Annotated in this window: 20 protein-coding genes; 9 read left to right on the top strand and 11 right to left on the bottom strand. The window is 70.8% G+C overall.

Translation table 11 applies throughout. From position 1 onward, the window contains the following. Window positions 1-94 precede the first annotated feature (94 nt). Both DY245_RS31255 and DY245_RS31250 read left to right on the top strand, forming a co-directional pair. Window positions 95-730 carry a DUF5753 domain-containing protein gene (locus DY245_RS31255; RefSeq protein ID WP_244943385.1) on the top strand — a complete coding sequence of 212 codons (636 nt, stop codon included), beginning with the start codon at window positions 95-97 and terminating at the stop codon, window positions 728-730. Further along, complete coding sequence (locus tag DY245_RS31250) at window positions 727-936, top strand: DUF397 domain-containing protein (protein WP_128510560.1); 210 nt, start codon at window positions 727-729, stop codon at window positions 934-936. The genes DY245_RS31255 and DY245_RS31250 overlap by 4 nt, the downstream gene beginning before the upstream one ends. An 82-nt stretch (window positions 937-1,018) precedes the next feature. Here the strand turns inward: DY245_RS31250 and DY245_RS31245 are convergent, their stop codons facing one another. Together DY245_RS31245 and DY245_RS47640 are read right to left on the bottom strand one after the other, a co-directional pair. Further along, the gene (locus tag DY245_RS31245) at window positions 1,019-2,191 is read right to left on the bottom strand and encodes an SGNH/GDSL hydrolase family protein (RefSeq protein ID WP_128510559.1); all 1,173 of its coding nucleotides are present in this window, start codon (window positions 2,189-2,191) and stop codon (window positions 1,019-1,021) included. Between the two features lie 133 nt (window positions 2,192-2,324). After that, window positions 2,325-2,630, bottom strand: coding sequence for a beta-galactosidase small subunit-related protein (locus DY245_RS47640; RefSeq protein ID WP_128510558.1), 306 nt, complete (start codon window positions 2,628-2,630; stop codon window positions 2,325-2,327). Between the two features lie 113 nt (window positions 2,631-2,743). Between DY245_RS47640 and DY245_RS31235 the strand changes: the two genes are divergently transcribed. Continuing rightward, entirely contained in the window at window positions 2,744-3,328 is a 585-nt protein-coding gene (locus DY245_RS31235) for an NUDIX hydrolase (protein WP_128510557.1), read from the top strand. Here DY245_RS31235 and DY245_RS31230 read toward each other — a convergent pair. The 5 genes from DY245_RS31230 to DY245_RS31210 all read right to left on the bottom strand — a co-directional run bounded on the left by DY245_RS31230 (window position 3,222) and on the right by DY245_RS31210 (window position 8,581). Next, on the bottom strand, window positions 3,222-4,031 hold the full coding sequence (locus DY245_RS31230; RefSeq protein WP_128510556.1) for a hypothetical protein: 810 nt from the start codon (window positions 4,029-4,031) through the stop codon (window positions 3,222-3,224). The genes DY245_RS31235 and DY245_RS31230 overlap by 107 nt on opposite strands. Before the next feature lie 66 nt (window positions 4,032-4,097). Further along, window positions 4,098-5,549, bottom strand: coding sequence for a hypothetical protein (locus tag DY245_RS31225; protein ID WP_244943383.1), 1,452 nt, complete (start codon window positions 5,547-5,549; stop codon window positions 4,098-4,100). Window positions 5,550-5,655: 106 nt separating this feature from the next. Beyond that, entirely contained in the window at window positions 5,656-6,345 is a 690-nt protein-coding gene (locus tag DY245_RS31220) for a LutC/YkgG family protein (RefSeq protein WP_128510555.1), read from the bottom strand. Then, a complete protein-coding gene (locus DY245_RS31215; RefSeq protein ID WP_128510554.1) occupies window positions 6,342-7,832 on the bottom strand; it encodes a lactate utilization protein B in 1,491 nt (496 codons plus the stop codon). Before DY245_RS31215 ends, DY245_RS31220 begins: the two co-directional genes overlap by 4 nt. Next, window positions 7,829-8,581: a (Fe-S)-binding protein gene (locus DY245_RS31210; RefSeq protein WP_128510553.1), complete on the bottom strand. Its 753-nt coding sequence runs from the start codon at window positions 8,579-8,581 to the stop codon at window positions 7,829-7,831. Before DY245_RS31210 ends, DY245_RS31215 begins: the two co-directional genes overlap by 4 nt. Window positions 8,582-8,703: 122 nt before the next feature. On the opposite strand from DY245_RS31210, the gene DY245_RS31205 reads away from it, so the two are divergent. The 6 genes from DY245_RS31205 to DY245_RS31180 all read left to right on the top strand — a co-directional run bounded on the left by DY245_RS31205 (window position 8,704) and on the right by DY245_RS31180 (window position 15,491). Continuing rightward, window positions 8,704-10,083, top strand: coding sequence for an MFS transporter (locus DY245_RS31205; RefSeq protein WP_128510573.1), 1,380 nt, complete (start codon window positions 8,704-8,706; stop codon window positions 10,081-10,083). 712 nt (window positions 10,084-10,795) lie between these two features. Next, a complete protein-coding gene (locus DY245_RS31200; protein WP_128510552.1) occupies window positions 10,796-11,578 on the top strand; it encodes an MHYT domain-containing protein in 783 nt (260 codons plus the stop codon). A 144-nt stretch (window positions 11,579-11,722) separates the two neighbouring features. Then, complete coding sequence (locus tag DY245_RS31195; protein ID WP_128510551.1) at window positions 11,723-14,110, top strand: sensor histidine kinase; 2,388 nt, start codon at window positions 11,723-11,725, stop codon at window positions 14,108-14,110. A 14-nt stretch (window positions 14,111-14,124) separates the two neighbouring features. Beyond that, on the top strand, window positions 14,125-14,532 hold the full coding sequence (locus tag DY245_RS31190) for a roadblock/LC7 domain-containing protein (protein ID WP_128510572.1): 408 nt from the start codon (window positions 14,125-14,127) through the stop codon (window positions 14,530-14,532). A 10-nt stretch (window positions 14,533-14,542) separates the two neighbouring features. Next, a complete protein-coding gene (locus tag DY245_RS31185; protein WP_128510550.1) occupies window positions 14,543-14,917 on the top strand; it encodes a DUF742 domain-containing protein in 375 nt (124 codons plus the stop codon). Further along, window positions 14,898-15,491, top strand: coding sequence for a GTP-binding protein (locus tag DY245_RS31180; RefSeq protein ID WP_128510549.1), 594 nt, complete (start codon window positions 14,898-14,900; stop codon window positions 15,489-15,491). Before DY245_RS31185 ends, DY245_RS31180 begins: the two co-directional genes overlap by 20 nt. Here the strand turns inward: DY245_RS31180 and DY245_RS31175 are convergent. The 4 genes from DY245_RS31175 to DY245_RS31160 all read right to left on the bottom strand — a co-directional run bounded on the left by DY245_RS31175 (window position 15,452) and on the right by DY245_RS31160 (window position 21,493). Further along, window positions 15,452-16,609: an NAD(P)-binding domain-containing protein gene (locus DY245_RS31175; RefSeq protein ID WP_128510548.1), complete on the bottom strand. Its 1,158-nt coding sequence runs from the start codon at window positions 16,607-16,609 to the stop codon at window positions 15,452-15,454. The two genes, DY245_RS31180 and DY245_RS31175, sit on opposite strands and share 40 nt — an antisense overlap. 115 nt (window positions 16,610-16,724) lie before the next feature. After that, complete coding sequence (locus DY245_RS31170; RefSeq protein WP_128510547.1) at window positions 16,725-19,022, bottom strand: hypothetical protein; 2,298 nt, start codon at window positions 19,020-19,022, stop codon at window positions 16,725-16,727. A 220-nt stretch (window positions 19,023-19,242) separates the two neighbouring features. Next, window positions 19,243-20,448, bottom strand: a complete 1,206-nt coding sequence (locus tag DY245_RS31165) for an LLM class flavin-dependent oxidoreductase (protein ID WP_128510546.1) — start codon at window positions 20,446-20,448, stop codon at window positions 19,243-19,245. Between the two features lies 1 nt (window position 20,449). Further along, window positions 20,450-21,493, bottom strand: a complete 1,044-nt coding sequence (locus DY245_RS31160; RefSeq protein WP_128510545.1) for an ABC transporter substrate-binding protein — start codon at window positions 21,491-21,493, stop codon at window positions 20,450-20,452. Window positions 21,494-21,567: the final 74 nt, after the last annotated feature.

Below are 21,567 nucleotides of genomic sequence, written 5' to 3'. Positions count from 1 at the left end.
CCAGACCCAACTGGCGAAGATGACCCGCAGGTCAAAGAGCGCCATCAGCCGTGTGGAGACGTGCGCGGGACCGATCCCTGCGGACCTTCCGCCCTTGTTGGACGAAGTCTTTTCGACAGACGGATTGTTCAAGCGGCTTTACGAGGAGATCACCGCTCAATCGTTCCCGGTGCACTCCCGCCGGCGGATGAAGCTGGAGCTCCGGGCCATAGCTATCGCCGAATGGTCGCCGACTGTTGTGCCTGGACTCCTTCAGACGGCCGGCTACGCCCATTCACTCTTCCGGGAGGGCGATCCGCGGGCCAGTGATGAGGAGCTGGCGAAGAAGGTTCAACACCGACTGGCCCGCCAGGACGTGCTCAAGGGAAGCTCTCCGCCGGACTTCTCCGTCATCATCTGTGAGTCAGTGATCCGACGGACGGTCGGAGGCCCGGAGGTCATGCGGGAACAGCTGTCCGCGCTGCTCACCCACAGCACCCAGCCCACCACCGTGTTGCAAGTGCTCCCGCTCTCCGCAGGGACTCACGGACTGATGGATGGATCTATGTCGATTCTGACCACCCCGGACGGACCCCCCGTGATCTACACGGAAGGCATCAGGTCGGGCGCGATCATCGATGAACCGTCGGCGGTGCGCAACCTCTCCCGGTCTTACGATGTACTCACCACTCCAGCTCTCTCGCGTGACGCGTCCGCTCGCATGATCCGAAAGCTTATGGAGGCATCGTGACCCCCCAGCCCCATCCCTGGGTCAAGTCCAGCTACAGCAGCCAAGACGGTGGCAACTGTGTGGAGTGGTCCCCGGCGCATGCATGCGCCCACGGCACCGTTCCCGTTCGGGACAGCAAGGACCCCGAAGGGCCGGCCCTGATGTTCGAGCCGTCCGCGTGGTCGGCGTTCGTCACCGGTCTACAGGCAGGCGAATTCCCCGTCTGAGCACGTGCGTCGGAACGCAGAAGGCCCCCTCCCGGATTCCCAGGAGGGGGCCGCCACGCGTCAGGCCCAGCGCCCGCGGTGATCAGAGCGCGGTGAGGTCGATGGCGGCGGCCATTGCGCGATAGCCCTCGTCGGTGGGGTGCTTGTGGTCGCCGCTGTCGTAGGCGGGTGCCAGCGCGTCCGGGTCGGAGGGATCGGCCAGTGCCGCGGCGAAGTCGGCGACCGCGTCGAATTCGCCCGAGGTCCGTATCCAGGCGTTCACCTCCCGGCGCTTCGCCTCGGCGGCCGGGGTGTGGTACTCCGACCCCTTGAACGGCATGATCGTCGCACCGGTGATCCGAACCTCCGCGTCATGCGCCATGCCGATCAACTTCCGGTATCCGGCGATGAGTTCACCGACAGAGCGATCCGGGTTCGGCTTGTACGTCGGCAGGTCGATCTCGCTGAAGCCTATGTCGTTGAGGCCCACCAGGACGACCACGGAGCGGGCGCCCGGCTGGTCGAGCACATCGCGCCGGAAGCGGTCAACGGCCCGGTCGCCGAACCACGCCGAGTCGCTGAGCAGCAGATTCCCGCCGATGCCCTGGTTGAGCACGGGGCGCGGGGTGCCCTCGGCGGCCAGTCGCTCGGCCAGTGCGTCCGGATAGCGCTGGTTGCCGTCGATGGTCGAGGCGAATCCGTCGGTGAGGGAGTCGCCGAAGGTCAGCACGGTGTCGTGCCGGGCCGGGCCGCCGTCCGCCAGCTCGACGGCGGCGAGGTAGTACCAGGAAACCGTCGTCTCGCCGAACACGGCCGGGTCCGCTGCCGCGAGCTGGTCGCCCGCGGCGCGGTAGGTGGTGGCGTAGGCCTGGGCGTGGAAGGACGCGGGGCCGGTCGGCCGTGCGAAGTACAGCGAGACCGTCAGGGAGTCGAACAGTGCCACGCTCAGCTCGGTGGCGTCGCTGTGGATCTCGCCGCCCGCCGGGATCCGGACGGACGTGGCACCGTCGAAGGTGAGCGGGCGGACCGTGCCGCCCCGCACGGCCGCGCCCTTGTCCGTACGGGCGAGGGTGGCGCCCGCCACCTCCAGCGGGGCGGTCCCGTACCGGTTGGAGAGCTTGATCCGGGCCGAGGTGCCGGAGCCGGTGACCCTGACGACCTGGCGCACGGTCTGGTCCGCGAAGCCCTCCAGCGCCCAGTTCTTGTGGAAGCCCTCGCTGGGGCGCTGCACGGCTGCGGTCCAACCGGCGTTCCAAATAAGGGAGTTGCTGTTCATGATGGCGCTGCCTCTCGGTCATCTGCGGGGTGGTGCATCCGCGTGGTGCTGATGACGGAGAGTCTTCCGGCGGGCGCGAGGGCTACCCAGACCTCTGGGCTTCGTACGCATCGGATGCCTACGCATACCAGGGTTACCCTCGCCGCCCGCCACCCCTGCGCGGGCGCGCCAGCCGATAGCCGTAGCGGTACGTCCGGTTCGCATGCAGCAGATACTTCTCCAGCGGCGGGGTGCCCCACGAGTCGTTGTCGCCCACCCCCGTCTGCCGGTGGCTGACACCCAGTTGCGTCACCGCCCGCGGCTTCAGCTCGTACGGATGAGGCGGGCGCGGGCCGCCTCGCGGCTCACACGGCGTGCGTTCGGTCGACAGCTCCGAACACAAGGCAACAGGAAGCAGCAGGGCCGAACACCGCGCGCGCCCAGTACAAGCCCGCCGCACGCCACTTCACCCCATCGCGCACCACCGCAACCGGTCCGTCGCGGAGTCTTCGCCGGTACGGTGGACGTCCGCCACGGGCCTGGCGCCCGTCCCTTCGGATTGCGAGATGTCCGATGAATCAGCCCGCAGCCCATACCTGTCTGGCCGCGGCGGTGGTGGTGCACGCCGGCCGCGTGCTGATCGTGCGCCGTAGCTACCGCGAGCGCTTTCTGCCCGGCGCGTGGGGCGTGCCGTGCGGAAAGCTGGACCGTGGGGAGTCCGCCGAGAGTGGCGCCCTGCGGGAGCTGAAGGAGGAGACCGGCCTTCTCGGCGCCATCGTCGCGCACACCGGATCGACCGGATTCCTGAGCGACTATCAGGGCCGGCGCGTCCACAACCATCAGGAGAACTTCATCGTCAGACCGCTGACGCTGGATGTCGTGCTGCCCAGCCCGGACCAGGCGCACCGCTGGGCGCGGCCGGCCGAACTGGCCGAGGCCGGCGTGGACGCCTACAACCTGGAGGTGATCCGCCAGGCGCTCGGCGGGCGGCTGGACGCGGTCGGTCTGCGCGCCATGACGGCCCGCTACGGACACTTCGCGCCGGCTCCGTTCAGTAGCCCAAAGAGCGTGCCAGAGCGTCGAGTTCGGCAAGATAGACGGCCGGCGACAGTGGAGTCTTGGGCAGCGGATCCGCACGCTCGGCGCCACCGCTCCTGAAGGCGCCCGCACCGCCGCCGTATCCGCCGTCCCCGACAGGGTCGCCGTCCCCGACAGGGGCGCTGTCCCTGACACGGCCGCTGTCCCTGACAAGGCTGCTGTTTCTGACATAGACATCGGTCACCGACCGCTGCGGGGCGGTCTCCAGGAACAGTGTCACCGTCGGCTCCTCGCTCACCACGCGGTGCAGCGCACGGGCGTCCAGGCCGTAGCTCCGCCCGGCCCCGTACCGCTCCGTACGCACCAGCCGCAGCCGCGCGTCCCCGACCCGCCGCAGCCGCCAGGTCCCGCCGGGGCCGTCGATCGTCTCCCGGTAGGCGACCGCGGGCACGCCGTCCGCGGCCGGTTCGTAGCACTCCATCCGGACGCGGCCGCGCACCACGGCCGAGGCGATGACGCACCGGTGATTGTGGATGTCCTCGGGGGCCGCGCCGGTCCTGCCGTGCCAGAAATGGACCCGCAGCATGAACCGGGGCGCGCCGGGCAGCAGCAACAGCTTGTCGAAGCCCAGCACATGGCGGTACGAGAGCCGGGTGCACTCCGGGAGGTCCAGGTCGCCGGCGGATAATCGGCGCACGAGCGGGCCGAGGGTGCCGGGGTGCGCCAGATGGGCGATCACCGCACGCGCCGACTCGGGCGACGGCGGCCGCGGCCCGCCGCCCAGCCGCTCGGCCAGCAGCCGCCGGGCTTCCTCGACCTGCATGTCTGCCTCCCCTTCACCGACGCCCCTGACCACCACCGGGCCACGACCGTCCGCATCCGGCCGGCCTCACGGCCGGTAGACCATCAGCGCATGCCGGCGCAGCACCGACAGACCCTGATACGCCATCCACACCGGGTGGCCCATGGGCCCGTCGTCCCACCGCCACACCCCGGCCCGCTGCATCCCGCGCACCCGCGCCACGGCAGCGGTCAGCTGCGCCTCCCACGCCGGCAGCCCCACCCCTTGCGCCGCGACCTGCCGCGCCCCGTCCGTCATCAGCGCCCGGGCCACCCACGCGGCAGTGAAATGCCGTACCGACAGCAGCTCCTGATGCAGTGGATCCTCCTGGCCCGGCCGCCGTACCTCCTCCTGGCAGTTGTCCAGATCGGACGCGCGGCCCGACAGCGGCGAGGCGCCTGCCAGCAGCCAGCGCAGCCCCTCCTCGCGCACCGCGCGCTGCCGCTCGTCCTCGCCCAGGACCTGTGCGGCCCGGTCCAGCGCCACCACCGCCCGCGCGGTGTGCACCGCCGACGGCGCCGGATTGCCGTGTCCGGTGGCCAGCGCCGCGCCCCAGCAGCGGTGATTGCCGCGCACCGGGTCGGCCGTGGCGCCGTTGACCAGCACCTCGCGCAGCCCGCCCAGCGCCGTGGAGCCGGGCGCCGCCCGCAGCATCCCGCGCAGCACATTCGTCACCACATACGTGTTCGCCAGCCCCGGTGCGTCATGATCCGGGTCCAACAGCGCCTCGCAGGAGCGTATTTCGGCATCCAGCAGCCGGGGGTCGGCGCCCGCCCGCGCCAGCGCACCCAGCACGATCGCGGTCACTTCGGGGCGCGCCCCGCTGCCCTGCGAGCGGGCGGCCCACCCGCCGCCGGGAAGCCGCAGCCGCCACAGCGTCTCGGCCACCTCACCGGCCCGTATTCGGCCGTCGTACGGCGCGATGTCGAGCAGGAGATGCAGCCCGTACGCCGTTCCGAACGCGGTCGGATGCACCGGCGGATCGCTCTCCGCGAGGGAGTGCGGCCAGCCCGTGAGCGGCCCGCGCCCGGGGATCTCGATCACCGAGAGGCCGCGTCGCAGCGCCTCGTACGTGCCGTCCACCAGCTCGGGCAGCGACCCGGCGGGCGACGGCGCGGGGCCGGACGACGGCGCGCGCGCCGCGGTCGTGGCCGCCGCGCGAGCATGCAGCAGAGCCGCCGACAGCCACACCACGGCGCCGACCCCGGCACCGGCCGTCGCCGCCACGCAGTAACGCGCCGCCTCGCCCGCCAGATTCTGCGGCAGGATCCCCAGCAGCGTCTGGAACACCGCGAACGCGGCGGCCGGTGCGCCCAGCCGACCCAGCCAGGTCAGCAGCCGGGAGGGCGCGGAGGCCGAAGAGGCGGAGGACGACGCACCGGGACCCGGCGCGGATGAGCGGCCGGCCGGGCCGGAACGCTGCGCGGGTAAGACCTGCCGCAGCATCATCTGCTCCCTCCCCCCGGGCGCGCGCCCTCGCACGGCGTGTGCGAGAACCATCCCGATCAGTGTAGGAATCCCCACTGACAACGGGGTCGCACACCTGTTGCAGCCCTCGCCCGGCCACCGCAGCCCGGCCGGGCCCGCCGGCCGGCCGCCCCCGGGCTCAGCCCGCCTCCCGCGACCCCGCCAGCAGAATCACCTCCAGCGTCCGCGGCCCGTGCACCCCCTCCACCCGGTCGAGTTCGATATCGCTGGTCGCGGACGGACCGGAGATCCAGGTCAGCGGCCGCTCCGGCGCCAGTCGCGGCAGCGCCTCCGGCACCGAGCCGACGACCTGGTCCGGGACGCGGACGACACAGATGTGGTGGTCGGGCACCAACGTGATCCGGCGTCTGCCCTGGTCGGGGCCGGCGTCCAGGACGAGGGTGCCGGTCTCCGCGATGGCCACCGCACAGCCCGTCAGCACACTGTCCACGGCGTCGAGTTCATACGGCGTACTCGACGCATGGTCCTCGACGAGGGTGACATCGGAGCCGGACTCCGACGACGGATCCCGCCACGCCGGATCCAGCCACGACGCATCCAGCCCCGGCGGCACCACCACCGTCCGTGCCCCGCGCTCCGCCAGCAGTCGGTGGATCAGCCCCGGCAGCCCCTCGGCGTCGCTGCGATGCACGATCGCCCGGTACTCCGCGAGATTCTCCGCCAGCAGTTCGACGCTCTGCGCCGTCGTACGGGATCCGTGCACCCGGTGATAGTCGCGCGGCACCGGCGGATCGCTCGGCCCCTCACCCCGCGGCACATCCGCAAGCGCCCGGCGCACCCGCGCCAACACCACGTCCCGGCTGCTCACTTGACGTCTCCTCGCTGCTCGGACGACGTACCGCGGGTGCGCTGCCACCAGTCGCGGAAGGACTCGGCCGGCACCGCCGGCAGATCGCGGGTCTGCGACCAGGCGCGGCCCGGCCCCGGCAGGCGCCGCGGATGCAGCCGGCGGCTGCGGGCCGCCAGCCGCATACCGCCGCGCAGCGCCCCCGGGTGGTCGAACGCCCAGGCCGCCGCGCGCATCGCCGCCCGCTCCGCGGCATGCCCCTTGGCCGGTTTGAGGACCGTACGCGCCCCGCCCCGGGTGACCGGCCCGCCCTCCACCACCCGCTCCCGCAGATGCACCAGCACCTCCGGGATGTCGATGGCGACCGGACACACCTCGTAGCAGGCTCCGCACAGCGACGAGGCGTATGGCAGGGAAGCCTCCAACGGCCCTGCCATACCGCGTAGTTGGGGAGTGAGGATGGCGCCGATCGGCCCGGGGTAGGGCGAGCCGTAGGCATGTCCGCCGGCCCGCTCGTACACCGGGCAGACGTTCAGACATGCCGAGCAGCGGATACAGCGCAGCGCCTGCCGCCCGACGGTGTCGGCCAGGGTGTCGGTCCGCCCGTTGTCGAGCAGCACGAGATGGAAGGTCTGCGGCCCGTCGCCGTCCGTCGTCCCCGTCCAGGTGGAGGTGTACGGATTCATCCGCTCGGCCGTCGACGAGCGGGGCAGCAGCTGCAGGAAGATCTCCAGGTCCTGCCAGGTCGGCACCACCTTCTCGATGCCCACAACGGAGATCAGCGTCTCGGGCAGGGTCAGACACATCCGGCCGTTGCCCTCGGACTCGACGACGACCAGCGTGCCGGACTCCGCCACCATGAAGTTGGCACCGGAGATCCCGACCTTCGCGGACAGGAACTTCTCCCGCAGATGCAGCCGCGCCGCCTCCGCCAGCGCGGCGGGGGAGTCGGAGAGCCCCGCGGGCGCCGGACGGCCCCAGGAGGCCATCTCGCGGCGGAAGATGTCGCGGATCTCGGAGCGGTTGCGGTGGATCGCGGGCACCAGGATGTGCGACGGCAGATCGTCGCCGAGCTGCACGATCAGCTCGGCCAGATCCGTCTCGTACGCGCGGATACCGGCCTCGGCCAGCGCCTCGTTCAGCCCGATCTCCTGCGTCGCCATCGACTTGACCTTGACGACCTCGCGCTCGCCGGTCTCCCGCACCAGCCGGGTGACGATCCGGTTGGCCTCGTCGGCGTCCGCCGCCCAGTGGACCTGTCCGCCCGCGGCGGTGACCGCCGCCTCCAACTGCTCCAGATAGTGGTCGAGATGGCGCAGCGTCCGGTCCTTCACCGCGGCGCCGGCGGCCCGCAGCTGCGCCCAGTCGTCCAGTTCGGCGACGGCCTTGGCCCGTTTGTCGCGGATGGTGTGGGTGGCGTGGGTGAGGTTGGCGCGCAGCTGTTTGTCACGGGTGGAGGCGGCCGCGGCCCGGGGGAACGCGGGCATGCCCAGATAGGTGCCGCTCACCGCACACTCCCTTCCGTACTGGCCAGGATCTCGGCGATATGGACCGGACGGACCGTCGAGCCCTGCCGGGTGAGGGTGCCGCCGATGTGCAGCAGACAGGAGTTGTCGACGGTACAGACCGCCTCGGCCCCGGTCCCGAGCACATTGCGGACCTTGTCGGCGCCCATCGCGGCCGAGACCGCCGGGTTCTTCACCGCGAAGGTGCCGCCGAAACCACAGCACTCCTCGGCGCCCGGCAGCTCCCGCAGTTCCAGTCCCTTGACGTGTGCGAGGAGCCGCCGCGGGCGGTCGCCCAGCCCCAGCATCCGCAGTCCATGACAGGTGGGGTGATAGGTGACGGTATGTGGGTAATAGGCGCCCACATCGGTCACTTTCAGCACATCGACCAGGAATTCGGTGAGTTCATAGGTCTTGGGCACGGCGCTCGCCGCGGCATCGGTCAGCTCCCGGCCACGCCCCTCGGCCGCCGCCTTCGCCCCGATCCGTGGGTAGTTGTCGCGCACCATCGCCGCGCAGGAACCGGACGGGGTGACCACATACTCGTAATCGCGGAAGGCACGGTCGAAGCGGCGCACCAGCGGCTCGGTCGCATGCCGGTAACCGGTGTTGAACTGCGGCTGACCGCAGCAGCTCTGCTCGGCGGGGAAGTCGACCTCCACCCCCAGCCGCTCCAGCAGCTCCACCACCGCCTGCCCCGTCCGCGGATGGAGCAGGTCGTTGATGCAGGTGACGAACAGTGCTACACGCACGTTGCCATCTCCTTTCGGCCGCCACGGACTCTGGCGGCCACCCGCTTCAGCGGTACATGATCACCTGTCGGCTCATCCTGCCCCAGCAGCAGGCCCAGGAGAAGAACCCGGAGCGGAGGACCATGTCGAGTGCCGAACGCATAGTCGAGGACCGGGCGCCCGAGGGTGCCGTCCGGCCGTCGCGGCTGCGGCAGCTGGCCGCCGCCTCCGTCGGTAACGCCGTCGAGTGGTACGACTGGTACGCGTACTCCTTCCTCGCGGTCTACTTCGCCGAGCAGGTCTTCCCCAAGAGCGCCGGCAACTCCCTGGTGCCGCTGCTCTCCTCCTTCGCCGTCTTCGCGGTCGGTTTCTTCATGCGGCCGGTCGGCGGACTGCTGATGGGCGCGGTCGCCGACCGGCGCGGCCGGCGCACCGCACTGACCCTCACCATCTTGCTGATGGGCGGCGGCAGTCTGCTGGTCGCACTCACCCCCACCTACGCGACCACCGGAGTACTGGCCCCCGTCGTCCTGGTCGTCGCCCGCCTCGTGCAGGGCCTGTCGGTGGGCGGCGAGTTCGCCGCGTCCACGACCTTCCTCGTCGAATCGGCGGGACCCGGCAGGCGCGGACTGTTCTCCAGCTTCCAGTACGTGTCCACGAGCATCGGCCAGCTGCTGGCATCCGGGACCGCGGCGCTGCTCGCCACGCTGCTCACCGAGCGGCAGATGGGGCAGTGGGGCTGGCGGGTGGCGTTCCTCATCGGCGCTCTGCTGAGTCTGCTGGGACTGTGGATCCGGCGCGGTGCCCAGGAGACCCTTCCCCAAGCTCTCAACTCCGTTCGAGCAGGGGAGACCCTTCCCCAAGCTCTCAACTCCGTTCGAGCAGGGGAGACCCCAATCGAGCAGCGGGCGGCCGAGCGCCCCGGTCTCTTCGAGGCGCTGCGCCGCCACCCCCGCCAGTCCCTGCTGATCTGCGGTATCACCGTGGGCGGCACCATCGCGTACTACACCTGGACGACCTACCTGCCCACCTATGCCCAGGTCAACGCGGGCTTCGACAAGGGCGAATCGCTGACCGTCGGCACCCTCTCGCTCATCTTCTTCGCCCTGCTCCAGCCGCTCGGCGGAATGCTCTCGGACCGCATCGGCCGCAAACCGCTGCTGCTCGGCTTCTCGCTGGGCTTCGCCGTCCTGGCGGTGCCGCTGCTGCACCTGGTCACCGATGCGTTCTTCTCGCTGCTGCTGGTGCAGTGCGCGGGCATGGTGCTGCTGACCGGATACACCGCGATCGCCGCGGCCGTGAACGCCGAGATGTTCCCCGCGCGGGTCCGCGCCGCCGGCATCGGCTTCCCGTACTCCCTCACCGTCGCCCTCTTCGGCGGCACCGCCCCCTACGTGGGCACCTGGTTCAAACAGGCCGGCCATGCCGACCTCTTCCCCTGGTACGTGGCCGCGCTGTGCCTCGTCTCGTTCGTCGTCTATCTGACGCTTCCGGAGACCTCCCGGCAGAAGCTGGAGAAGTAACCCGCCGCCGGTCCGCTACCACCGGGACCCAGGACCGGGAAGGCGCCGCTCCTCCAGGGACAGGGAGGAGCGGCGCCAAGTGCTGCGAAGTTCGTCAGACGAGCCAACCCAGGAAGTGGAAGACGCCGGCGAGGATGTTGGTGAGGATGTCCATCTTGCTGTCTCTCCTTGAGCAACTGATGCGATGTGGGACCAACTCTCCGGCCCAGCAAGGGATGTCGACCGGAGGCGCGGTAGCGGTCTGCAGCCCGCCGGTTGCGCGGTGTAATCATCACCTGACGCGATGAGTCAAGGAACCCCGATCGGGCTCGATCATGCCTTCTGGCGAACACTCGATCCCGTGTTCCTTTGTTCGTACGGAGAGGTCGTCGGGGGTGCCCCATGTGCACCCCTTCTTCCTTTTGGGCGTGCATGGTGGGGCTTGTGCGGGCATGGTTACCGCGATTCCCGTGACCTTTCTCATCGCCGAATTTATTGCCGATATGCCGGCCAACTCTCACTTCCCCGGAATTGACGCGTAATCAGCAGTGCCGGTGCCGGGCAATGGTGGACATTTGCCCGGAAGGCAGATCACTGAACTCGCTGGTAGTGAAACGGTGTGTCAGGGGACCTGCGTTTCTCTCCGAATTAACCTGCGTCCGTGCCCGAGTTTCACAAGACGATCACGTGTTAGCGTCCGTCGCCGCGAACCGAATACGCGAAAGGAAACTCCGTGGGCCACATGCAACACTTCAGCGCGGGCTGGGTATCCCCGGTCCTCGCCTATGCGATGGCGTGCGTAGGATCCGCTCTCGGACTCCGCTGTACCGTACGAGCGCTGGCCGCCGACGGCCGCTCGCGCCGCAACTGGCTGCTGACCGCCTCCGTCGCCATCGGCTCGGGCATCTGGACGATGCACTTCATCGCCATGCTCGGCTTCGGCGTCACCGGCAGCCCGATCCGCTACGACGTCCTGCTGACCGTACTCAGCCTGCTGGTCGCCATGGTGGTCGTCGGCGCCGGCGTCTTCACCGTCGGCCATGGCGCCGCCCGGCTGCGATCGCTGCTGCTCGGCGGGCTGGGCACCGGCATCGGTGTCGCGGCGATGCACTACCTGGGCATGGCCGCCATGCGCCTGCACGGGCACGTCGGCTTCGATCCTGGCCTCGTCGGGCTCTCCGTCGTCATCGCCGCGGGTGCCGCGACGGCCGCACTGTGGGCCGCGCTCAACGTGCGCGGCGCGATCGGCGCGGCCCTTGCCTCCCTGGTGATGGGGCTTGCCGTCAGCAGCATGCACTACACGGGAATGGCCGCCGTGAACATCGAGCTGACGCCCAGTCGCGCGCCGCTTCCCGGTGTCACCGCAATGGAATTCATCTTTCCGCTGACCGTTGTACTCGGCTCTTTTCTCTTCCTCACCGTGGCCTTCGTCGCATTGTCCCCAACCGCCCGGGAACGCGCCGCATCCGCCTCCGCAGAGTCGTTCCGCGAGGGCGAACTGCCCACCTTTTCCTGACCTATTGAGGAACTCATGCACGCACGACAGAGTCCGGACCATTCCGGGTACGGAGGGGAAGTGCCGCCGACCGGCGGCCCGAGACATGCGCTGCCCCCGGTCCCCAAGTCCAGGAAATCCGGAGCGAATTACCGGCTCCCTCTGATGCCCCGGTCCGTGCGCGCCAAGATCGTCGCGCTGCTCATGGTCCCGGTGGTGTCCCTGATCGCCCTGTGGGCCTTCGCCACGGTCACCACCGCGCAGCAGGTCTCCGATCTGAACCGGTTCAAGGAAGTCGACACCACCCTCCTCGTGCCGGTCGGCGCATACGTCGCCGCCGTACAGGAGGAGCGAGCCACCGCGGCACGCGCCCTCGCCGCACCGGACGACGGGAGCCGGCGGGCGCTGCGCGACCGGCAACGGGCCACCGACTCCGCCGCGGCCGCCCTCCGGGACGGCGTCAACGCCGGGAGCGCCGACGCGGCGACCGTCGACCCCGCTCTGCCCGGCCGTATCGACAAGCTGATGCACGACGCCGACGTACTGCCCGCGCTGCGCAAGCAGGACCGCCACGCGGTGGCCGGTGCGGACCGGGTGATCCGTGGCTACACCGACACCGTCGAGCACGGCCTTGCCACCCTCGGCGCATTGACCGGCCCGGCGACGATGGCGGACGCCTCGCAGGGCCGCATCGTCCTGGACCTCACCCGGGCCCGGGAGGCGATCTCCCGGGAGGACGCGGTCCTCGGCGCCGCCCAGGTCTCCGGACGGATGTCGCGCGACCAGCTCGACTCCTTCACCGGCTCCGTGCATCTCCAGCGTGAGCTGTTCGCCACCACGGTCGACGACCTGCGGCCCGATGACGCCGCCGCCTACCGCCGGATCCTCGACGGCCCGGCCTACCGCGAGCTGCGGGCCGCCGAGGACGCCGTACGGAAAGCGGGCGCAGACGCCTCTGCCGCCACCGTCGCCGCCCGCTGGAGCGAGGCGAGTGCAACGGTCCTGCGCGACCTGCGCACAGCGCAGCAGAACGCAAGCGCCGGTGTGGCCCGCGGCGCCGGCCCGCTGTCACTCGACACCCTCGGCGGATCCGGTATCGCCGTGATCCTGGGGCTGGCCGGTGTCCTTCTCTCCCTCCTCATCTCGGTCAAGATCGGCCGACGGCTCGTCGTCGAGCTGGAGGAACTGCGCAACTCCGCACTCCGGATCGCCGGCCGCGACCTGCCCGCGTCCATGCGCCGACTGCACGCCGGCAAACCCGTCGACATCGATGCCGTCGCACCGCTCGGTGAGCGCGGCACCGGCCGGGACGAATTGGGGCAGGTGGCCGAGGCCCTGGTGGCCGTGCACCGCGCTGCGCTCAAGGCGGCCGCCGACCGCGCCGAGGCACTCAGCGGCATCTCCGGCGTCTATGTCAGCCTCGCCCGGCGCAGCCAGCTGCTGCTGCACCGCCAGCTCGCCCTGCTGGACACGATGGAACGCCGTACCGAGGACCCGGTGGAACTGGAGGACCTCTTCCGGCTCGACCACCTCACCACCCGTATGCGGCGGCATGCCGAGAGCCTGATCATCCTCTCCGGTGCCGCTCCCGGACGGGGCTGGCGCAATCCCGTGCCACTGCTGGACGTGGTGCGCGCCGCCGTCGCCGAGGTCGAGGACTTCCCGCGGGTCGAGTTGCATGCCGTCGCCGAGGCACGGCTGGTCGGCGGCGCGGTCGCCGACGTCACCCACCTGCTGGCCGAACTCGTCGAGAACGCGGTGATGTTCTCGCCCCCGCACACCAAGGTGCAGGTCCGGGCCGAGCGCGTCGGCACCGGCGTCGCCCTGGAGATCCAGGACCGCGGGCTCGGTATGGGCAAGGAGGCGCTCGACGAGGCCAACCGCCGTATCCAGGACGCGGAGGTGATCGACCTGCTGGACACCGAACAGCTCGGTCTCTTCGTGGTCAACCGCCTCGCCCACCGTCAGCACGTCACGGTGACCCTGCAACCCTCGGTGTACGGCGGCGTCACCGCCGTGGTGCTGCTGCCCGAGGCCCTGCTGTCCGGGGAGCGCGACGAGGATGCGCCGGCCGACGGGGACAGGACGGAACCGGAGGAGGACGGGCCGGTCTTCCGTCGCCGGCGGCCGGCCACGACCCGGGCGCTCGGGTCCGTCCCGCGACCCCGGCCCGCCCTGCCGCCCGTCCCGGACCCGCCCGTACGCGACGAAGAGTCGGCCGCTGCGCCGACCGCGCCCGCGACCGCTCCGGTGGCGCCCGTCGCCGCGGCCACAGAAACAGACCCGGAAAGCAGCCTCCCGCGCCGGGTACGGCAGGCAAGCCTCGCGCCCGGATTGCAGACGTCCCCGCAGAAGCAGCCCGAGTGGGTTCCGCGTACGGAGAGCACGCCACCACCGCGCCGCTCTCCCGAGCAGGCCCGCGCCACCATGGCGTCGCTGCGCGCCGGATGGGCACGCGGCCGCGACGCCACCACCCCGCCACAGCAAGAGCCGCCAGGGCAGCACCAGCAGGACGCGCGGCAGCAGAACGGGGAGAACGAGAATCCGTCATGAAGAGAAGAGACACGATGACCGGCGATCAGCACCCTTCCGGCGAACTCAACTGGCTTCTCGACGACTTGGTGGCCCGCGTACCGGAGATCCGCTCCGCCGTGGTGCTCTCCGGTGACGGCCTGGCCGTCGGTGCCTCCACCGGACTGATCCGTGACGACAGCGAGCGCTTCGCGGCGATCGCATCCGGCTTCCACAGCCTCGCCAAGGGCGCCGGCCGGCACTTCGCCGCCGGCCAGGTCATTCAGACCATGGTCGAGCTGGAGGGCGGTTTCCTCTTCGTCGTGGCGGCCGGCGAAGGGTCGTGCCTGTCGGTGTTCGGCGACGCCGAGGCCGATGTCGGTCTGGTCGCCTACGAGATGGCCCGGCTGGTCAAGCGGGTCGGTGCCCACCTCGGGACGCCCGAGCGCGCCGGAGCGGAGTGAACGGGCGCCCATGACCGATTCCACCCCGCACTGGTACGACGACGAGGCGGGGCCGATGGTCCGGCTCTATGCGATGACCGCCGGGCGGGCCCGGCCGAGCAGCGCGGCCTTCGAACTGATGGCCGTGGTGCACGTCGAGTCCGGGCCCGACGAGGTCCCCGTGCTCTCGCCCGAGCAGCGCGCGATCCTCGTCCTGTGCGGCGACCGCCCCCGCCCGGTGGCCGAGATCGCCTCCGACTCCGGACTGCCGCTCGGCGTGGTCCGGGTGCTGCTGAGCGATCTGCTCACCGAGGGCCTGATCCGCGTCGACCGCCCGGTACCGCCCGCCCAGTTGCCCGATGCGCACATTCTCAGGGAAGTGATCGATGGACTCCGCGCGCTCTGACTCCTTCATGGCCCTCAAGATCCTGGTGGCCGGCGGGTTCGGCGTGGGCAAGACGACCCTCGTCGGATCCGTCAGCGAGATCCGCCCGCTCAGCACGGAGGAGCGGCTGACCGAGGCCGGCAGGCCGGTGGACCGGCTCGACGGGGTCCAGCACAAGACCACCACGACCGTGGCGATGGACTTCGGACGGATCACCATCCACGACGACCTGGCGCTGTATCTGTTCGGTACACCCGGCCAGGACCGGTTCTGGTTCCTGTGGGACGAGCTGGCACAGGGCGCGCTCGGCGCCGTGGTGCTCGCCGACACCCGGCGACTCGCCGACAGCTTCGCGGCGATCGACTACTTCGAGCACCGCAGCATCCCCTTCGTCGTGGCCGTCAACTGCTTCGACGGCGCCCGCGCCCACCGGGCCGACGAGGTGGCACGGGCCCTGGACCTCGACCCGGGAACCCCGGTGGTGCTCTGTGACGCCCGCGACCGTGCGTCCTGCAAGGAGGTGCTGATCCGTCTCGTCGAGCACGCGGCCTCGTCCTATGAGGCGCGGCTGTCGGCCAACGCATCCTCTGCGTAAGACAGTTGATGGTCTGCGGCCAGCAGCCGTCGGATGTCGCGGACCGCGGCGCGGCCCGCCCGGTTGGCGCCGATGGTGCTCGCCGACGGTCCGTAACCGACGAGGTGCACCCGCGCGTCGCGCAGCGTGCGGGTGCCCTCCATCCGGATTCCACCGCCCGGCTCGCGCAGTCGCAGCGGGGCGAGATGGTCGATGGCGGCCCGGAAGCCCGTCGCGTAAAGGATCACGTCGGCTTCGACCGTGCGGCCGTCGGCCCAGACCACGCCCGTCGGTGTGAGGCGCTCGAAGAGCGGCAGCCGCTCCAGTACGCCGCTCTCGCGGGCCCGCCGGATCGCCTCGGTCATCGGCAGCCCGGTCACGCTCACCACGCTCCGCGGCGGCAGCCCCTGCCGGACCCGCTCCTCGACGAGGGCGACCGCGGCCCGCCCCTGCTCCTCGCCGAACGGCCCCTCGCGGAACACCGGCGGCCGGCGCGTCACCCAGGTCGTGGCGGCGGCGACCGGTGCGATCTCCATCAGCTGCTGTACGGCCGACGTGCCGCCGCCGACCACCACGACCCGCGCACCGCGGAACCGCTCCGGCCCGTCGTACTGCGCACTGTGCAGCTGACGGCCGCCGAACGTCTCCTGCCCGGGGAACCGCGGCCAGAACGGCCGGTCCCAGGTGCCCGTCGCATTGATCAGCGCCCGCGTCGCGTAATCGCCCTCCGAGGTCTCGACCCGCAGCCGCTTTCCCCCAAGGGCTCCGACAGGCTCCGTCCAGGGGGGACCCCCACCGCCCTCGCGCACCGCCAGCACGCTCACCGGCCGGTGCACCCGCAGCCCGAAGGTCTGCTCGTAGCTGTCGAAGTACCCGCCGATCACCTCGGACGACGGCCGCTGCGGATCGGCGTCGGTCAGCGTCATGCCCGGCAGCGCATGCATACCGTGCACCTTGTCGTACGTCAGCGTGGGCCACCGGAACTGCCAGGCACCGCCGGGGCGCGGAGAGTGATCGAGGACGACGAAGTCCCGGTCCGGCTCATGGCCGGCACGCCGCAGATGAAAGGCGGCGGCCAAGCCCGCCTGCCCGGCACCGATCACCACGACCTCGACCTCACGCACCCCGGTGTAGTTCATGCTTCTACCAACTTGGGGAGGGGCTGATCTCTTCCCGGGCTCTTCGCAGTCTCTTGCCGGTCTCCTGCCGGTCCCGTCCCGGGCGATACGGCGAACGAGGCCCGGCCGGCCCCGTTCACTCCTGAGCCGCTGCCAGATGCTCACGCACCAAGCGGGCGGCCCACGGCACGTCCTCCTCCGGCTCCTCCGGCCAGCGCGCGACCAGCGCCGCGAGCAGATCGCGGTGGTCGGCCGTCCGATGCCCGGCCGTAAGGGCGTAGGCGGCCTCGGCCTGCACCGCGAGGGCCTCGCACCCGGTGGCACGTACCAACTCCTCGGTCGCCGCATCGCCGGGAGCCTCCGCCAGTGCCCGCAGCGCCTTGGTGCGGGTGCCCACGGCAAGGCTCTCGTCGCGGGCGACCGCACCGAGCATCCCGACCAGCCGCGGGTCCGCCGTGTCCGCATCCTCCAGCAGCGAAGCCGCTGTGCGGAGGGCCTCGTCACGCACGTGCGGGTTCGCGGCGCACTCCAGGACGGTGACGAGAGCCGCCGCGTCCTCCGGCGCCGACGCGCCCGCCACCCGCAACGCGTTCAACGCGCTCAGATGGTTGGCGCCGGCACCGGTCGCCGGACTGAGCTCGGCCGGCGAGGGGTGCTGCCGAAGTACCTCGCGGGCAGTGGCGAGCACCTCCGCCTCCTCCGCCGCGCACGCCTCTTCCTCCTCCAGCCACTCGATGCCGTTGTCGTCGTGCCAGTGGTCCAGCGCGATCCCCACGGCCACCGGCTGCCCGCTGCGCAGCAGCATCCGAAGGGCGCGATGGCTTGCATCCGCACCGCTGGGCGCCCGTAGCTCGCGGTGCGCGCGATACAGCTCGGGGTCGGTCAGCCGGGTGCCCTTCCAGAAGACGCTGTGCATCCCGCCCAGTACCGCTTCGGTCACCCATTCGGCGTGATGGCGCGAGGAGGTGATCCGGAGCGGCCAGCCCTCCACCAGCTCTTCGAGCAGCTCCCGGTGCTCCTCGATGCGCCCCGGCCGGGACAGCCGCCAGGCCGCATGCACCTGGACATCCCAGTTGTCGCTCCGTACGGCCCGCACCAGAATCGGGTTCGCCTCCGGCCCCAGCGTCTCACCCAGGACGCGCAGCGCGGTGGCATGGTGAGAGTCGAGGGAGGGATCGAAGACGAAGCGGCTGACGACATCGACAAGTCGCCGATCCGGTGTCCCCGTCGACTTGAGCACCCCGTACGCGACCCAGAGCGCCGCGTCGCGGACGTCATCAGTGGTGGCCCGCTCCAGCACGTCCGCGACCAGGCCGGTGTCCGACGCGTCCGCCCCGGCTTTCCGGATCGCGCGCAGCGCGCTCAGGTGGTTGGCGGCCGCTGCGGTGGCCGGGCTCAGCTCCGGCGGGGACGGCGGCCGGCGCAGTACCTCCCGGGCCCGCGCCAACACCTCCGGCGCGTACGCGTCGACCTCGTCGCTGTCGAGGAAATGCCGCAGCCCGTCCGCGTCCTCGAAGTGATCGAGCGCGATACCCACGGCCACCGTGTGAGTGCTGTGGAGCAGCGTCCGAAACGCCCGGTGACAGGCGTCCTCGCCGGTGGGAAACATCAGCTCGGCGTGCGCATCGCGGAGTTCAGGGGAGGGGAGGACGGCATCGATCCAGTGGTGACTGTGGAAGCCGGTCAGCGCCTCCCGCACCAGGTCCGCCCGGTACCCCGCGTCCCGCGGCCAGGCTGCCGCGAGGCGTTCGACGTGCGCGCGGTGGGCGTGGAAACGACTGTGCACGGTGAGCCCGAGCGCGCCCTCGGTCTGCAGCTCGATCTCGCTCGACCCGGTAGCACGGACCAGCAGGTCCGTTGCCTGCGGCCCCTGCGCTGCGAACAACGCGGACAGGGCCTGGGCCCGTTCCCGGACATCGAAGCGTGCGTCGAACGCCACGCTGCCGACTGCCGCGACCAGCCGCGGGCTCTCTTCCGCATCCGCGGCCAGCGCCGTGCCGGCCGCCGAGCAGCCGGCCGAGACCACATTCTCCTCGGTGGCGCACGCCAGGGCGTCGGCGATGAGATCCGCGTCCGCCGCTTCGGCGATGTTCATCATGGCGTTCAGCGCGCTCGCGTGGTTGGCGCCGGCGGCCGTGCTGTCGTCCTCGGGAGTCGGCGGCTGCCGGAGCAGCCCGCGGGCCACGGCGAGCACCTCCGGTGCGTACTGCTCGACCACACTCTCCCCGCCGAACCGGGACAGCGCACCGGAGTACTGGAAGTGGTCGAGGGCGATACCCGCGGCGGCGGTGTGCCCGCTGTGCAACAGCGTGCGAAACGCGCTCAGGTACGCGTCCTTCCCGGTCGGGTCGGCCAACTCCTCATGCGCACACCGGAGTTCGTCATCGCGCAGCTCGCAGCCGCGCCAGTGGAAGCTGTGGAAACCGGCCACCATGTCAGCATCGCCGCCCGGCAGATGAGGTGAGCCGTACCAGGGCGCATATCGGCCCGGGTCGTTCTGCCGAACCCAGCTGTATAGGGATCGCGTTCTCCCGTCAGGATGCCTGCCAACCGAACCGGCGCAGCCTTTCAGGGATCGACCGGCCCCGCCACCGGATTTGCCCGGGCGGCGTGGGTCGCGGTGGCCGGCCATGACCGCCGCGACCCACACCCGCTCAGCGACCGCCGGCGATCAGCAGCGGCGCGCCACCGGGCGCGGAGGCCGGACGGCCATTGGCGGCCGGGAGGCCCGCGACCGGAGAGGGGACCGCATCCAGCAGGCCACGGGCGGCAAGCTCCGGACGTACGCCCTCACCGAACCAGTACGCCTCCTCCAGGTGCGGATAGCCGGAGAGCACGAAGTGCTCGATGCCCAGGGAGTGGTACTCCTCGATCCGGTCCGCCACCTCGGCATGGCTGCCGACCAGCGCGGTGCCCGCACCGCCGCGTACCAGACCCACCCCCGCCCACAGATTCGGCGAGATCTCCAGCTTGTCGCGCGAGCCGCCGTGCAGCGCGAGCATCCGCTGCTGCCCCACCGACTCGCTCTTGCCCAGAGCCTGTTGCGCGGCCGCGACGGTGTCCGGGTCGAGATCGTCGAGCAGACGGTGTGCGGTCGCCCAGGCCTCCTTGGACGAGTCCCGGGAGATCGTGTGCAGCCGGACACCGAAGCGGACCGTCCGCCCCTCCTTCTCCGCCAGCCCGCGAATCCACTCGATCTTCTGCCTGACCTGCTCGGGCGGCTCGCCCCAGGTGAGGTACACATCCACGTTCCGGGCGGCCACCGGCCCGGCGGCCGGGGACGAGCCGCCGAAGAAGATCTGCGGCAGCGGGTCCGGCGGCAGCGCGGTCAGACCGCCCTCGACCTGGTAGTGCTCACCCTGGAAGTCGAACGGCCTGCCGCCCCAGACACCCCGCACGACCTGGAGGAACTCATCCGTACGGGCATACCGCCGGTCATGGTCGAGATGATCGCCGAACCGCTTCTGCTCGGTCGAGTCACCGCCGGTCACCACATTCAGCAGCAGCCGCCCACGCGAGATCCGCTGATACGTCGCGGCCATCTGCGCCGCCAGCACCGGCGAGATCACCCCCGGCCGGAACGCGACCAGAAACTTCAGCCGCTCCGTCACCTGAGTGAGCGCCACCGTCGTCAGCCAGGCGTCCTCGCACCACGTACCGGTCGGCGTGAGCACCGCCTCGAACCCCAACTGCTCGGCAGCCTTGGCGATCTGGGCCAGATACTCGATGTCCGGAGCCCGTACGCCGCTGACCGGGGTGATGCGGTCGCGCCGGATGCCGCCGTCGGTGTAGGCGTGCCGGTCGACGAGGGTCCGCCCGTCGCCGCCGGTCGGCAGAAACCAATGCAGGTGTACGGACATTTCATCGGGCCTTTCCGTAGGTACGCGGTGCCGTGCTCGAAGGCGGCAGATCACCGTTGAAGCGAGGGTCGACGAACTCCCCGAAATCGAAGGAGCGGGGGATCAGCTTCAGCTTGGCGAAGGTGTCGACGATCTGCTGCTCGGAGGCGATGGCGCGCTTGTCCACCGCGACCGCGACCGCCGTTCCCCGGGTGCGCTTGACCGCATCCAGCGCCACCTTCTCCGGCAGCCCGGTCTCCTTCGCCCACGCCTTCGCCCAGACGTCGGGGTGCTTGAACACCCAGTTCTGCGCCCGCCGCAGCCGGTCGGTGTAGTCCTTGAGCGCCGCGGCCTTCTTCTTGTCGTCCAGCGCGGCGGGCGCGGCGACCTGGAAGCTCAGACCGTTGACCACTCCCTGCCCGGTGGTCAGCACCCGGGCATCGGCCTGGTCCAGTGCCTGCGAGGTGTACGGGTCCCACACCGCCCAGGCATCGACCTTCCCCCGGGTGAAAGCGGCGAGCGCATCGGCCGGCTGAAGGTAGTTGAGCGTCACGTCCTTCGGCGACAGCCCTGCCTTCTTCAACGAGGCCACAAGCTGGTAGTTCGCGGAGCTGCCCTGCGCCACCGCGATCGACTTGCCCTTCAACTGGGCCGGCCGCTTGAGCGGGGAATCCTTCTTCACCAGGATCGCCTCGCCGTCCGACCTGCTGTGCGTCCCCGCGATCACCTTGATCTTCGACTTCGCCGCGGCGGCGAACACAGGCGGGGTGTTGCCGACCGCGCCGATGTCCACCGCCCCGGCGTTGACCGCCTCCAGCAGCGGCGGCCCCGACGTGAACGTCGACCACTTGATCTTGTACGGCAGGTCGTCCAGCTCCCCGGCGGCCCGCAGCAGCGCCTCCGAACCACCTTTCTGATCACCGACGTTGAGGGTCAGCGAACCCTTTCCGTCGGTCCCGCTGTCACTACCGCCACCCCCGTCGGCCCGCGACGCACCACCGCAGGCGGCCAGCAGCAGGGCAAACGGGAGCAGCAGGGCGGCCGGGGCCGTGTGGCGTGGTCTCATGAGGTGTCCGTTTCGTTCTTGGGGTGGCGTGGGTGGGGCGGGGTGGGGGGTGGGGCACCGGTTGTCGGTGGTCG

The organism is Streptomyces inhibens (assembly GCF_003389455.1).
In the GTDB taxonomy this organism is placed as follows: Bacteria; Actinomycetota; Actinomycetes; order Streptomycetales; family Streptomycetaceae; genus Streptomyces; species Streptomyces inhibens.
Note: the sequence above shows the minus strand (reverse complement) of the source record. Positions and strands in the feature narration are given on the sequence as shown.